This is a genomic window from Prevotella sp. Sow4_E9_plate, from assembly GCF_052116205.1.
Classification (GTDB): Bacteria; Bacteroidota; Bacteroidia; order Bacteroidales; family Bacteroidaceae; genus Prevotella.
Window position 1 is genome coordinate 20,522 of the sequence record NZ_JBQKLN010000017.1, and the last position, 14,240, is coordinate 34,761.

The following is a 14,240-nucleotide window of genomic DNA, read 5'->3' on the forward strand; positions in this document are numbered from 1 at the left end:
AATTACCTCTTCTGAAATGATAAAAAATGACAAAATAGCAGGTATTTTCAAAAATATCTGCTATTTTTTTTGTTATTTCAAACAAAAAGCGTACTTTTGCAATAACATAAAATTAAACTCTACCATGAGACAGCTTAAAATAACAAAATCTATAACGAATCGTGAAAGCGCATCGTTAGAAAAATATCTCCAAGAGATTGGTCATGAAGAGCTTCTTACTACGGAACAAGAAGTAGAATTGGCTCAAAAAATAAGGAAAGGTGATAAAAAAGCGTTGGAAAGACTATGCAAAGCTAATCTGAGATTCGTGGTTTCCGTAGCTAAGCAATATCAAAACCAGGGCTTGAGTTTGCCAGACCTTATCAACGAAGGTAACCTTGGCCTCATTAAGGCTGCCGAAAAATTTGATGACACCCGTGGCTTTAAGTTCATTTCTTATGCTGTATGGTGGATCAGACAGAGTATTCTGCAGGCTATTGCCGAGCAGAGCAGATTGGTGCGCCTGCCCCTCAATCAGGTGGGAAGCGTAACCAGAATCATGAAAGAAGCATATAAATTTGAACAGGAATACGAACGCAAACCTAGCATCAACGAGATGGCTGAACGCATCGACATGCCGGAAGATAAGATTGCGGATGCCATGAATGCCAACAGCCACGAAGTCAGCGTGGATGCTCCTTTCGTCAATGGCGAAGAAGGCAGTATTGTTGACTCCATGACAAACCCAGACTATCCTACAACGGACAATGAGCTGGTCAAGGAATCACTCAGAACGGAAGTGGAGCGAATGATCAAGCTTCTCAGTGATAGGGAGCAGAAAGTCATAAAGGCCTTCTTTGGTATCGGTGAACCCGAACTGACACTGGAAGAAATAGGCGTAAAATATAACCTGACCCGAGAGCGCGTGCGCCAAATCAAAGAGAAGGCCATTCGCCGAATACGTCATAATACGAAAAATAAACTGCTGAAATCTTACTTGGGATAAGCATGAGAAAGGCTGAATCCTATAGAAGACAGCATCTGAAATAGGAATATGAAAATGAATATTAGAAAATTAGCTTTAGCAGCAATGGTAATGGCTGTGGGGTTTTCGTCCATGGCCAACGCTGCAAAAAATGATCCGAAAACCGCATATATCTTCGGTTTCGCATCATCATTCAATGATTCTACAGTATACATTACTGGAGTTCAGCAAGTAGACTCAGCCTACTTCGTAGGAAGAGCAAATTTCCTGGTAAGCAGAAACAACTATTCTTTCCAGTTGAGAGACTATCTGGAGCAGCAGGGTGCTGGATACAGAACCTGCGCTGTCATCTATGACATCAACAAGAAGAAAGCGGAGAAGAAATGGCTGAAACTTTACAGTAAATATACTCGCAAGCCAAAGGCTCAGCGCCTGAAGAGCGGTGAGAAGCCAAAGGATCTACCTACTCCATGGTTGGTTAAGACCATCGAAAAGGAGAATTTCCATTTCGTAGGTATTGCCCCTACTTCCTTTGAAGAGCCTAAGACCAAGGCTGAAATCAAGGCAGAAAAGCTGCAGGCAAAGGCTGAAGCTAAGAAGCACAAGGCTGACATGAAGAAGCAGAAGCAGAAAATCAAACAGGCTAATGCTGAACTGAAGAAAGCCAAAGCTGAGGCAAAACTGGAAAAGAAAATGCAGAAGAAAATGCAGAAAGAAAAGAAATAATAATAACAATATAGGAAAATGAAAGGCCCAGGGTTCTTTACCCTGGGCTATTTTGTTTTACCCCATTCGAGGCGCGCTTACTTCTGCATATGTTGCTTAAACCAATTGCAAATCTGGCGCAACAGATGATTGCGGGTATTGCCACCAGAGATACCATGGTTACGGTTGGTATACCAGATTTCCTTGAAGTCCTTGTCTGCCTGAACCAATGACTCGGCATACTCGAAGGTATTCTGTGGATGAACATTATCATCTGCCAGACCATGACAAATCAACAAGGCTCCATGCTGCTGGGCAGCACGCTCTATCGGATTCACCTTATAGCCATCCTCATTCTCCTGAGGAGTGCGCATATAACGCTCGGTATAAACACTGTCATAGTAACGGTAACAGGTAGGAGGCGCTACAGCCACACCTGCCTTGAATACAGGGCGACCTTCACTCATACTCATCAAGGTATTGAAACCACCATAACTCCAACCCCAGATACCGATATTATCCTTGTCTACGTATGGCAGACTGCCCATATAGAGAGCTGTCTCAACCTGGTCCTTTGACTCCAGATCACCCAAACGGAGATAAGTACACTTTTCAAATTCAGCACCACGGCCACCGGTTCCACGACCGTCAACACATGCTACGATGAAGCCCTCCTGAGCCAGGTAATAATCGAAGGCGCCACCGCTACCCATACTGCCGGTGCTCCAAGCATCAAGAACCTGCTGACTGCCCGGACCAGAATACTGGAAGAGGATAACAGGATACTTCTTGCTGGCATCAAAATCTACAGGCTTAACCATCCATCCATCAAGCTTCACGCCCTCGGAAGTGGTGAAAGAGAAAGTCTCACGCTTACCCCAGTTATACTGCTTGGTCTTTTCGAGGAGTTTCTTGTTATCTTCCAACATCTTGATGACCTTACCCTTGTTGCTGCGAACCGTGAAGACATAAGGATGGGCATAAGAGCTCCATGTGTTCACGAAGTAACGGTAATCACCAGAGAAGATAGCGGCATTGGAACCCTCTGCATCAGTAAGGCGCTCAACCTTGCCATTCTTATGAGCCACATAAACCTGACGGTCGTGAGCGTTCAACTTGGCTGCCTGGAAATAGACATCGCCAGTCTTCTCGTTCATACCATAGATACTGGTTACATCGTAGTTACCCTTCTCTACCTGACGAATCAGCTTACCGTTCATATCATAGAGATAGAGGTGCATATATCCATCGCGGTCGCTAGGAAGCAGAATATTCTTCTTGCCCACAATACTGTTCTCTACCACTTCTTCCTTGACAAACTTAGGCACGCTTTCCTTAATCAGCTGCTTACTCTTGCCTGTGAAAGGATTCACGGAATAGAGACGCATATCGTCCTGATGACGGTTCATGGTATAAACAATCAGACTGTTGGCATCAGGAGATGTCTTGATACGTGGATAATAGCCGTCTGAATCAACAGGAACATCGAGCGAAATCACCTTACCGCTCTTCAGATTATAGCTCCAGAGACTCACCTTGGAATTGTCCTGACCAGCCTTAGGATACTTGTAGGAATACTCACCAGGATAGACATGATACTGGCTGTTGGTAGGATGACTGCCCTCGAAGAGCTGCAGGGAATAAGTCTTCACATGGCTCTCATCAAAGCGGATCCATCCGATAGAAGTACCGTCAGCATTCCATGCAAAAGCACGGTTGAAGGCAAACTCCTCTTCGTAAACCCAATCAGGAATACCATTGATTACCTCGTTAAACTTACCGTCCTTGGTAACCTGAACTTCCTTCTCTCCATCCGAGATAAAGATGTTGTTATCCTTGACGAAAGCGATATGGCGTGAATCAGGCGACCATGTAGCTACCTGCTGTTCAGCACCTTCCGAGAGTTTCTTAAAACTCTTGGCAGCCACGTCATAAATGAAATATTCAGCCTTGAAAGAACGGCGATATACCGCCTTTCGGTTTGTCATCACCAGGATTTTCTTGCTGTCTGGGCTCATCACGTAGCCGTCGATATAATTGAAAGGAGCATTGGAAGCATCCAGATCGAGCAATACAGCTACCTGCTTACCAGTCTTGAATGAATAACTTACCACCTGCTTGCCATTACTGCTGATATTAGCATACAAGTCGGTGCCCTCAATAGGGTTGATACCTGATACATAAGCAGGATTAAATGCGCCGGAAGTAATAGACTTCAAATCCAATTTCTCGGCTGCCTGCAGGGCAGATACCATCATGATTGTTGCGATAAATGTTGTTATTTTCTTCATTTTAATCTTTATGTAAAGCCTCGATAGGCGAGTAATCCTCGTCTTCGAGCAACTGTTTCACGGTTACCTTGGGATAACGTTTTGTAAATGAATTAATCGTTCTTACGTATTTTGACTGAAATACCGTCTTACCCATAGCCTTATTCACTACCCACATGATCTTGCCCATATGCAAGTCACGGTCTAGCTGCGGACGGTTATCAAAGTTTGCCATCGGATACAGACTGAGCAGATAGAACGTCAGACAGTCGGGCACGATATATTCTCTTGTCATCGTACTGCGCTGCTGCACAGTATAGTATTTCTTATAAAGCGGATAGTCACTTCCCAAATACTTATCGAGCGAGATTCCAACCGAATGCTCACCCACGACGATGCTCTGGTCCAACGCACCTATCTGTGAATAGAAGATAGGCGGATGTAATTCGGGAATCCAATGTCGCAGACGCTCGAAAGAGGAAACCAGCTGCTTGTTGATATCATCCATATTGGCATAGGCTGCCTCGGCATCAGCTATCAGCGACTGAAGGGTGGAATCCTGATAAAACATCAGGAAACGGTTGCTGATATTGGCATCGGTAATGGTACCTAGCTGCAACATCTTCTCTATAAGGGTACGGGTTTCTATCGGATAGTCGGTATTCATCTGCTGGAGTGCAGAGAAATCACCAGTAGTCAGATATCGGCTTTGCAAACGGTCATAGCGGTGCACCGTGAGCGGTGCAGCGTCACCCCCCTCGTTCGACTTGAACTTATATTCACAAGCCGAATGCAGAAGCAAAATTGCTAATATGACAATATAATAAAAAAATCTTTTCACTTAAATTCACTGTCTTCTGATTACGTCTGCAAAAATACTAAAAAAAAATGATAAAAACCAAGCGTTTTAGCTAAAAAAATAAAAAGAAAAGCCAATAATGGGCAAAACGCTTACATTTTTACCCATTATTGGCTATTTGTGCAACATTCCGGCTATCGGATAGTGCAAGATACAGAAACCTTAACAGGTTCTTCTATCTGCTTCTTCCAGTCTTTCAACCACTGATACCATTCCTTTTCACCCTTGAAACCATAGGTTTCATTGGCACTGGTATAGGCTAGCTTATAGCTCAGGCGGTTGCCTGCTGGCTTTACTACCTGGGTATAAACATCCTTGTTGGCAGGCTCCTGACTGACCAAAGCTGTCTGAGGAACATAGATGCCCAAGCCTACCGTTTCCAACTTATGCTTGCCATCGTCCTTGCCTGTTGGCCAGTCGCTGCCATAGCATCCTCGCAACCCCTTATTGTCAGAAAACTCGCTAGAACCCTTCACATTGATAAGTCCCGTAGCAAAGAGATAATCAGAGGCATCCTTATTGAAGAATACATCCACATCGAAATCGCGATGACCCGCATAGATGGTATATCGGATGATTGCATTCACCGGCTTCAATCCCGGAGCCGGAACCCATCCATTATCTACCACCTCTACGATGGCACGAAGCGGACCCTCGGAGATGACACGCTGCTCCTGATATTTCACATCGTTCAGCAATACCTGATTGGTTCCATCCCAACCACGCAAGGCACCGAGTCCGTAGGTATTACCAACCCAGAGACAGTCATCACCCGAACCGGCAGCCAACTGTTCATCGCTTGGATAGAACTGGGTATCATAAACAACCAAGCCCTTATTGATCTTTCCATAGAGGTCGATAGTCTGGCGGTTATCGAAATAAACGCGCATAGCCACCAGATCGCTCTCAAAGCAGACACCATGAGAATGAACATAGTGATAGCAATCCTTGGTTTTCTTGTCGAAGGAGATACTACGCAGATAGATGTCCTGCTTGTTCTTGGCAAGCTTCTTGTTCTTGCTAGGCAGACAGAGTTCTGCAAAGGTACGGGCTGGATACTTCGCCTGCACACCCTCCTGGAAGAGCTGCACCTGATAGGTCTTAGTCTCTTTCTTGCCGAGATCAACCAGGAAACAGAGTTCATCGTTGGTACAATCACGGTTGGTGTCATCGAGCTGAGAAGGAATCTCCTTACCGTCAACGGTTACCACGGCACGCTGAATATCACCAATAGCTCCCAACTTACTGAGGTCAATAACCACCGGAGCATCGGTCTTAGCCGACTTGGAAGGATTGGATACCGACACTTCAAAATTCGCCTGTGCCTGGACTGATATGGCAAAGAGCGATACCAGCGCCAGCATCATTTGTTTCTTCATTGTTTGTTTCTTCATCATAGATTCTTATTTTAAGTTTGTTTATAATTCCGTTTATAACTGCGAGAAGAACTTCTTACCCCTTGCATAGTATTGCCACAGAATAGAACAGTCCAGAATCTGAGGAATATTCTCCTCCACCCTGCTCTCCTGAATCTTCTTTCGGTCCTGGTCAAAGTCGTGCTTCCATGCCTGGAAAGCCTTTCGCGCCTTGAAGATTGCCTTGCAGTCACCCAGGTTACGATTCAGGATAAGCGTCTGGAATGCAGCGAGATAATCCAGGAACCAGCGCTTGCGCATTACAGTCTTCAAATCCCTATCACTCAGGTTCTTATAAAGCATCGTTAAATTATTTCTGAAATTCAGATAGGTCTTCATCGGATTGCTTTTCGGCAAGGTTCCACCACCTACATGATACACCTCGCTCTCAGGAATACAGTATATCTTTCGGCCCATCAGGCGCAATCTCCAGCAGAGATCAATCTCCTCGTTATGAGCAAAGAATCTGCCATCCAGTCCACCTGCATTCCAGTAATCTTCCGAACGGATCATCATGCAGGCTCCCGTAGCCCAGAGTATCTCCTGCTGATAATCATACTGTCCGTTATCACGCTCTACGGTATCAAAGATTCTACCCCTACAGAAAGGATAACCCAACTTATCGAGATAGCCACCACATGCACCGGCATACTCAAACATATCCTTATCATATTCAGCAAGCAACTTAGGCTGGCAAGCAGCCACCTGAGGATGGGCATCCATAAACTCGATGAGCGGAGTAAGCCAATGATGCGATACCTCTACATCACTGTTCAAGAGAACATAATAATCTGCCTCTATCTCTTTCAAGGCACGGTTATATCCCTCGGCAAAGCCGAAGTTCTGCTCCAGGACGATGGTCTTAACATGAGGAAACAGAGTCTCCAGGAGATGCATGGATTGGTCTGAAGAACAGTTGTCGGCTACCCATATCTCAGCATCCTGCCGCGAATACTCCACGACATTAGGCAGATACTTAGCCAGCATCTTCTGCCCATTCCAATTTAATATAACGATTGCTACCTTTGCCATATTTTATTGTAAACTCTTTAACTTATTATTCAGGAGATTGGTGAACTCATAGTTCTTGAGTCCCCATTTGGGAGCGATAAGCAGGTCTTTAGGCGATTGACTGACAAAGCGTTCCAATACCAGATCCTTCCTCAAGAGTCGGATGTACCTGACGATGACATCAATGTACTCCTCCACCGTATATACATGGAAAGGATGCACGGCATACTCCTGCGCCAATCGGGTACCCTTGATAATCTGCATCTGATGAATCTTCAGGATATCAAGAGGCAGAGAAGAAATGACAGGTGCCTGTCTGAGACTTTCCTCCGCATCCTCTCCGGGCAGTCCGATGATGATATGCCCGCCCGTCAGAATACCTCTCGCATGAGTCCGCTCAACCGCATCACGGCAGCAGGCGAAATCATGACCGCGATTGATTCGCTTCAAGGTCTCATCATTGGCACTTTCGATGCCATATTCCACAAGTACGAAGGTATGCCTGTTCAGTTCCTCCAGATAATCCAGGAGTTCATCGCTCACACAGTCAGGACGGGTACCAATCACAATGCCTACCACATCCTTGACCCGCAGCGCCTCCTCATACATTTCCCGCAGAAGTTCCACCTTGGCATAGGTATTGGTATAAGCCTGAAAATAAGCCAGATACTTCATATCAGGATATTTTCTACTGAAGAAGGCCTTGCCCTCCTCCAACTGTTCCGTTATCGACTTCCTACGGTCGCAATAGCTGGGATTGAACGTACGGTTGTCACAATACGTACATCCACCGCTCGAGATTTTTCCATCCCTGTTAGGACAGGAGAAACCTGCATCTATCGAAATCTTCTGAACCCGGAAGTCAGGAAACTGCTTCCGGATCCAGGAACCAAAATCGTTGTAGTACATTGAACTTTGAAGTTTGAGCTTTGAACTTTATGATTAGCCCTATTAACTATAAACTATCAACAAGCTCTGCTTTCAATGCCGTCTTGTCGTGATTGAAATCACCCAGACGAACCTTGATGAGCTGATTGTCATATTCTTCCTTGGCGAAAGCTGGCGAAAGCTCCACGCGCACATAGTTCTTGGTAAAGCCGTGCATAGCCTTGCCTCTTGGCGCCTTTTCGAAAAGCACCTCAGCCTCAGTACCGATATACTGGGCATAGAATTCCTGTGTCTTCTGGTCACTCAACTCCAGCAGACGCTTAGAGCGCCTTTTCTTCTCCTTCTCGTCTACTACGTATGGAATCTTCAATGCAGCTGTTCCCGGACGCTCTGAATATGGGAAGACATGGAGTTGGGTAACAGGCAGACTCTTCAGGAACTCATAACATTCCTCAAAACACTCTGGAGTTTCACCACGACAACCCACCATTACGTCTACACCGATGAAGGCATCCGGCATCTTCTCCTTGATGAGATTCACCTTATGGGCGAAGAGCGCCTTGTCATAACGGCGATGCATCAGCTTCAGAACCTCATCGCTTCCACTCTGCAACGGAATGTGGAAATGAGGCATGAAGGCACGACTCTCTGCACAATAGGCAATGAGATCGTCATCACAGAGATCTGGTTCCAGACTGGAGATACGATAACGCTTGATACCCTCTACCTTATCCATCGCCTTGACGAGATCCAGAAATCGCTCATGAGTAGTCTGACCGAAATCACCTATGTTCACACCGGTGATGACAATCTCCTTACCTCCCTCAGCTGCAGCCTGCTCACACTGAGCCACCAAAGACTCGATGCTAGGATTACGGGAATTTCCACGGGCGAAAGGAATGGTACAATAGGTGCAGTAATAGTTGCAGCCATCCTGTACCTTCAGGAAATAGCGGGTACGGTTGCCGCGGGAACATGAAGGCTGGAAGGTTCTGATTTCCTTCGTCTTCACGCTATGATGCTGATGAAGGGCAGAATCCGACAGCTCCTGAGCTTCGCCATTTGTAGGCAAACCATTCTCAGCAGCAAACTTCTGCGCCCAGGCATCACTGAGATATTGAATCAAGTTCGCCTTCTCATTGGCACCCAACACCAGGTCTACTCCCTCTATTTTACTCACGTTTTCTGACTCCAGCTGTGCATAGCAACCGGTGACGATGACAAAGGCACCAGGATTCTGTCGCACCATGCGATGAATAGCCTGTCGGCACTTATGATCGGCAACCTCAGTAACGGAGCAAGTATTGATGAGACAAATGTCAGCATTCTCCCCCTTTTTGGCAGTAATCACGCCCATATCTTCGAGCATCTTGCCAAAAGTGGAAGTTTCAGAGAAGTTGAGTTTGCAACCTAAAGTGTAATAGGCTGCCTTTTTGCCTTGGAAGGCACTTGAATCTATCATATATTTATCTTATTCTTTGGTTTCTTTAAAGTTTCTGCCCTTACAGGGCGTATAGGGGATGCAGTTGCTACTGGTCTTTACCTTACCCTTCGAGCAGCGACCATTGGTTTAGGGAGTGTAGCTAGCAGAAAAGGCGTTCACCTCCCCCAAGACTCCAGGTCTATAAAACGAAAAAAGCCGCTAGACCAAGGTCCAGCGGTTGTTTCTCTCATTTCTGTTCGTCAGTAATTCTAAATTACTTAGCAGAATCAGCAGCAGCTGTATCAGCAACAGTTGTATCAGCAACAGTTGTGTCTACCTGAGCTGTGTCAGAATCAGCAGAAGCTGTGTTCTGAGCTGTTTTGTTACCACATGATGCGAAAGAGATAGCTGCGATAGCTACGAACATAAAAACTAATTTCTTCATTTTCTTTGCTTTTTAAATCTGTAAAACAATCATTCGTTTATTAAAACTGATGCAAAGGTAAGCATTTTTTTGATATGTTGTTCTTTTTTTTGCGACTTTTTTTAGGAGTATTTTGTAACAAAATCACAATCATCTAATAATCAGTAACTTACAAAGTGCTAACAAAGGTTAAAGTTTTTGATGTGCTCGGAAACACCAAGATTTTAACACTTTTCATGCATTTTAAGTGCATTTTCAAGATGCCATACTCCCATCCTCCTGAAGCCCCAAAATCGTAAAATGTGTGCCCGAACATCGATTTTTTCCTGTCCAGGCTCTTGACTATCGAAAAATTCTACATATATAATAAGGTACGCGCGAGGGATAGCGGGAAGAACGCATAGAAGAATATACAAAGGAAATGGCATAAACAGTCAGCAGATTTTTGAGAAAAGAAAAAGTTTTCGTAACTTTGCACTATGTTTCAGAGGAATTTTCCCTGAATACAAACAGATTGCGGAACAGAACAGAAGAAATAACTGAAAGAAAAATGATACAACTGAAAGAAAACAATGGAATACCTCGCAGTCTCTTACTGACGATGGCTGTGATAGCAGGACTAACTGTAGCCAACTGCTACTATAATCAGCCCCTACTGGAAATGATACGCCATGACCTGGGCATCAGCCAGCATAGTGCCAACCTCATCACCGTAGCCACACAGATAGGTTACGCCCTGGGCCTATGTTTCCTCATTCCCATGGGCGATCTCTACTCGCGTCGCCGCATCATCGTTACCAACATGACGGTGGCAGCCATCATGGCCATCATCATAGCCTTGGCACATAACGTATGGCTCCTCTGGGGTGCTTCCCTCTTCCTGGGAGCCTGTTCGGTGATTCCGCAATTCTTCATCCCTATCGCCGGACAGTATTCTGCGCCCAAGAACAAAAGCAGGAATATGGGAATCGTACTATCCGGACTCCTCACCGGCATCCTGGCTTCACGAGTCATCAGCGGATATGTAGGTGACTGGCTAGGCTGGAGAGAAATGTTTCTCATCGCAGCTGTCGTGATGCTGATCTGCATGGCACTCACCCTCAAGATTATTCCAGAGATGAAACGCAACTATATCGGAAGTTACAAGGGATTGATGGTTACCGTCTTCGAAATCTTTGCCTATCATCCCCGCATCCGTCTCTACTCCATCCGTGCCGCCTTTGGTTTCGGCAGCATGATGGCTATCTGGTCCTGTCTGGCTTTCCATCTGGCTCAGGCACCTTTCTTTTCAGGTAGTGAGATGGTAGGAACTTTAGGTGCCTGCGGTATCGCCGGAGCCCTTGCTGCCAGCGGTATCGGCAAACTGGTTCCGCGATACGGCATCAGAAAACTGAGTCTTTACGGAGCAGTACTCCAGATTGTCGCATGGAGTATTGCCAATCTCTACGGAGATACATACGCAGGTCTCATCATCGCCATTATTCTGGTAGACATCGGTCTGCAATGTCAGCAACTCAGCAATCAGAGTGGCTGCATCCAGGAAATCCCCGAAGCAGCCAACAGAGCCAACACCATCTTCATGACCACCTATTTCATTGGTGGATCATTAGGAACCTACTGTGCCGGCATTGCCTGGACCCAGATAGGATGGCTGGGAGTCTGTACAGTAGGAATGGTCTTTGCCATCATCTCGCTCTGCATCTCCGTCTGCAACAGAAAATAAAAAAAAATGCAATAGCAGATAGAAAAATTCTGTCTATCTGCTATTGCAAACAAAGAAGTTTAATTAAGAATGGTATACTTCGCATATTTCAGGAGCAACTGCTTGACACCGGAATTCTGAAATTCTACAGTAGCCTTCGCATTCTCGCCCTGACCTTCAATCTTCCGGACAATGCCTACCCCGAAACGCTGATGCTCTATCTTGCAACCTTCCTTCAAAGCACCGAAAGAAGAACCGGCAGAAGAAGACACCGAAGAGGTTGAAGATACCGATGAACTTCTGTTATTCCCCAATATACGACGAGCAGCATCCAAAGCTCTTACCGACTTGAAATTACCTGAAGATAATGACTCACGGGAAGAAGATGATGACGATGAGGTATCCGATGCCGGTTTAGGATCCGGACGGAACTGCGATGTCACACGCTTCCATTCCGGAACATCCTCATCTCTATCGCTTATTCTGCGCTTCTGGTCCCAAGGCATCCGTTTGCCATATCCACCGCCATAAGAAGAACGTTCACCATAAGAAGCACTTCTATCATAAGATGAGCCACCACCAAAGTAAGAACCACCCATTTCATCCTGTGCCTCTATCAGACTGTCATCAATCTCATCAATAAACCGGCTAGGATTATCAAACTCCATCTTGCCATAACGGAAACGGTTCTTGGCATTTGTCAGAATACAATGTTTCTCGGCACGGGTGATTGCCACATAAAGCAGACGGCGCTCTTCCTCCAGTTCCCTGACAGACATGGCAGCCAGCGGACTCGGGAAGATATTCTCCTCCAATCCTACAATGAAGACAGTAGCAAATTCCAGACCCTTAGCCGCATGAACGGTCATCAGGGACACACGAGGTTCATCCTTGGCTCCCTCACTATCCGCATCTGTAAGCAATGCCACATCCTGCAGATAATCCGTAAGAAAGGCTTCATTCATCCTACCCTCTTCCCTGCGCTCCTCGACGAAGGCAGACATACCGCTCAGGAATTCCTCCAGGTTCTCCTGTCTTGCCAGGTCATCGGCATCTCTGCCACTCATGATATCCTGACTGATGCCACTCTCCTTGATGATAGCATCACCCAGTTCATATACATCCGTAGTATGAGAACGCTCGATAAACGAAGAAATGAGCAGTCGGAAATTATCCAGTTTCGTCAATGTACCCTTGTTTACATTGAGTCCATAATGTGCAGGCTCGCCTATCACTTCCCAGAAACTCACCTGGTTCTGATGCGCACAGTCAGCAATCTTCATCACCGTTGTTGCGCCGATACCGCGAGCCGGATAGTTGATGATACGCTTGATGGCTTCCTCATCATCCGGATTAGCCACCAGTCGGAAATAGGCAATGATATCCTTGATTTCCTTGCGCTGATAGAAGCTCAATCCTCCATAGATGCGATAAGGAATGCCCTGCCTTCTGAACTCCTCCTCGAAGCTGCGGCTCTGGGCGTTGGTACGATACAGAATGGCGAAATCATGATATTCGCAATTATCCTGACGCTTGATGCGCTTGATGTCCTTAGCCACGATTACCGCCTCTTCCTTGTCGCTGTAAGCCGGTTTGTACTGCAACTTCTCGCCTACCGCATTCTCACTATATACATCCTTCTTGATCTGATTGCGATTATTCTTAATCAGACTGTTGGCTGCCTTCACGATAGTCTGGGTAGAACGGTAGTTCTGCTCCAGTTTGAAGAGCCGTGTACCCTTCAGCTGCTTCTGATAATTCAGGATATTGTCAATATTGGCACCACGGAAGCTGTAGATACTCTGCGAATCATCACCCACGGCACATACCCGAAGTTTCTCCTTGCACAGCTGCATCACGATAGACATCTGCACATGGTTGGTGTCCTGATACTCATCTACCAGGATATAATCGAAGCGGGCTGCATATTTCTGTCTGATTTCTTCATGTTCTCTGAACAACTGATGGGTCAACACCAGCAAATCATCAAAATCCATGGCGTTGGCTTGTTTGCAACGCTGCACGTAAGCCAAGAATATCTTTCCCACTTCCGGCATCTGTGCACGCTTGTTCTGCTCATAGATGGCAGCATCACTGGCATAGGATTCGGCACTCACCAGATTGTTCTTAGCCATCGATATCTTGGCATGAACAGCAGCAGGCTTGTATGATTTATCATCCAGTCCCATCTCCTTCACGATTGCCTTAATCAGCGAGCGTGAGTCGGCTTCATCATATATGGTAAAGTTGTTGTTGAATCCGATATGCTCAGCTTCAGCACGGAGAATGCGTGAGAAGATGCTGTGGAAGGTACCCATATAGAGATGCTGGGCCAAGTCGTCGCCCACCAGTCTGCCGATACGTTCCTTCATCTCCCTTGCCGCCTTATTGGTAAAGGTAAGAGCCATGATGCTCCAAGGCTTCATCCCCTGGTTCAGGAGATAAGCAATCTTATAGGTAAGCACACGCGTCTTACCCGAACCGGCACCGGCAATCACCAGCGACGGTCCGTCAATATATTCAACCGCAGCTCGCTGCGCTTCATTCAAGTCGTTCAGTAAATCCATTAATCAATATTT

Annotated in this window: 11 protein-coding genes; 3 read left to right on the top strand and 8 right to left on the bottom strand. The window is 45.9% G+C overall.

All coding sequences use genetic code 11. The annotated features are described in order from the left end of the window. The first annotated feature begins 124 nt into the window (after nucleotides 1–124). Nucleotides 125–985, top strand: coding sequence for a sigma-70 family RNA polymerase sigma factor (locus tag ACTQ53_RS08520; RefSeq protein WP_441932729.1), 861 nt, complete (start codon nucleotides 125–127; stop codon nucleotides 983–985). Between the two features lie 48 nt (nucleotides 986–1,033). Next, complete coding sequence (locus tag ACTQ53_RS08525) at nucleotides 1,034–1,690, top strand: hypothetical protein (RefSeq protein WP_441932730.1); 657 nt, start codon at nucleotides 1,034–1,036, stop codon at nucleotides 1,688–1,690. A gap of 77 nt (nucleotides 1,691–1,767) precedes the next feature. On the opposite strand, the gene ACTQ53_RS08530 is transcribed toward ACTQ53_RS08525, so the two are convergent. The 7 genes from ACTQ53_RS08530 to ACTQ53_RS08560 form a co-directional block, all read right to left on the bottom strand. Beyond that, nucleotides 1,768–3,960, bottom strand: coding sequence for a S9 family peptidase (locus ACTQ53_RS08530; RefSeq protein ID WP_294970874.1), 2,193 nt, complete (start codon nucleotides 3,958–3,960; stop codon nucleotides 1,768–1,770). Nucleotide 3,961: 1 nt separating this feature from the next. Next, on the bottom strand, nucleotides 3,962–4,780 hold the full coding sequence (locus tag ACTQ53_RS08535) for a gliding motility protein GldB-related protein (RefSeq protein ID WP_441932731.1): 819 nt from the start codon (nucleotides 4,778–4,780) through the stop codon (nucleotides 3,962–3,964). A 152-nt stretch (nucleotides 4,781–4,932) separates the two neighbouring features. Further along, the gene (locus tag ACTQ53_RS08540) at nucleotides 4,933–6,195 is read right to left on the bottom strand and encodes a DUF4861 domain-containing protein (RefSeq protein ID WP_441932732.1); all 1,263 of its coding nucleotides are present in this window, start codon (nucleotides 6,193–6,195) and stop codon (nucleotides 4,933–4,935) included. A 33-nt stretch (nucleotides 6,196–6,228) separates the two neighbouring features. Continuing rightward, nucleotides 6,229–7,245, bottom strand: coding sequence for a glycosyltransferase family 2 protein (locus ACTQ53_RS08545; RefSeq protein ID WP_441932733.1), 1,017 nt, complete (start codon nucleotides 7,243–7,245; stop codon nucleotides 6,229–6,231). A gap of 3 nt (nucleotides 7,246–7,248) precedes the next feature. Further along, entirely contained in the window at nucleotides 7,249–8,133 is an 885-nt protein-coding gene (locus ACTQ53_RS08550) for a TIGR01212 family radical SAM protein (protein ID WP_441932734.1), read from the bottom strand. A 46-nt stretch (nucleotides 8,134–8,179) separates the two neighbouring features. Beyond that, on the bottom strand, nucleotides 8,180–9,574 hold the full coding sequence (gene mtaB / locus ACTQ53_RS08555) for a tRNA (N(6)-L-threonylcarbamoyladenosine(37)-C(2))-methylthiotransferase MtaB (RefSeq protein ID WP_441932735.1): 1,395 nt from the start codon (nucleotides 9,572–9,574) through the stop codon (nucleotides 8,180–8,182). 235 nt (nucleotides 9,575–9,809) lie between these two features. Next, nucleotides 9,810–9,980, bottom strand: a complete 171-nt coding sequence (locus tag ACTQ53_RS08560) for a PG1828 family lipoprotein (RefSeq protein ID WP_194256806.1) — start codon at nucleotides 9,978–9,980, stop codon at nucleotides 9,810–9,812. 529 nt (nucleotides 9,981–10,509) lie between these two features. On the opposite strand from ACTQ53_RS08560, the gene ACTQ53_RS08565 reads away from it, so the two are divergent. Further along, nucleotides 10,510–11,682, top strand: a complete 1,173-nt coding sequence (locus ACTQ53_RS08565) for an MFS transporter (RefSeq protein WP_293629581.1) — start codon at nucleotides 10,510–10,512, stop codon at nucleotides 11,680–11,682. Between the two features lie 59 nt (nucleotides 11,683–11,741). On the opposite strand, the gene ACTQ53_RS08570 is transcribed toward ACTQ53_RS08565, so the two are convergent. After that, the gene (locus ACTQ53_RS08570) at nucleotides 11,742–14,228 is read right to left on the bottom strand and encodes an ATP-dependent helicase (RefSeq protein WP_441932736.1); all 2,487 of its coding nucleotides are present in this window, start codon (nucleotides 14,226–14,228) and stop codon (nucleotides 11,742–11,744) included. Nucleotides 14,229–14,240 lie beyond the last annotated feature (12 nt).

Excerpts from the sequence above, each read along its gene's own strand:
- ACTQ53_RS08520 (WP_441932729.1), top strand. The coding sequence starts at position 125 with ATGAGACAGCTTAAAATAACAAAATCTATAACGAATCGTGAAAGCGCA.
- ACTQ53_RS08525 (WP_441932730.1), top strand. The coding sequence starts at position 1,034 with ATGAAAATGAATATTAGAAAATTAGCTTTAGCAGCAATGGTAATGGCT.
- ACTQ53_RS08530 (WP_294970874.1), bottom strand. The coding sequence starts at position 3,960 with ATGAAGAAAATAACAACATTTATCGCAACAATCATGATGGTATCTGCC.
- ACTQ53_RS08540 (WP_441932732.1), bottom strand. The coding sequence starts at position 6,195 with ATGATGAAGAAACAAACAATGAAGAAACAAATGATGCTGGCGCTGGTA.
- ACTQ53_RS08545 (WP_441932733.1), bottom strand. The coding sequence starts at position 7,245 with ATGGCAAAGGTAGCAATCGTTATATTAAATTGGAATGGGCAGAAGATG.
- ACTQ53_RS08550 (WP_441932734.1), bottom strand. The coding sequence starts at position 8,133 with ATGTACTACAACGATTTTGGTTCCTGGATCCGGAAGCAGTTTCCTGAC.
- mtaB (WP_441932735.1), bottom strand. The coding sequence starts at position 9,574 with ATGATAGATTCAAGTGCCTTCCAAGGCAAAAAGGCAGCCTATTACACT.
- ACTQ53_RS08560 (WP_194256806.1), bottom strand. The coding sequence starts at position 9,980 with ATGAAGAAATTAGTTTTTATGTTCGTAGCTATCGCAGCTATCTCTTTC.
- ACTQ53_RS08565 (WP_293629581.1), top strand. The coding sequence starts at position 10,510 with ATGATACAACTGAAAGAAAACAATGGAATACCTCGCAGTCTCTTACTG.
- ACTQ53_RS08570 (WP_441932736.1), bottom strand. The coding sequence starts at position 14,228 with ATGGATTTACTGAACGACTTGAATGAAGCGCAGCGAGCTGCGGTTGAA.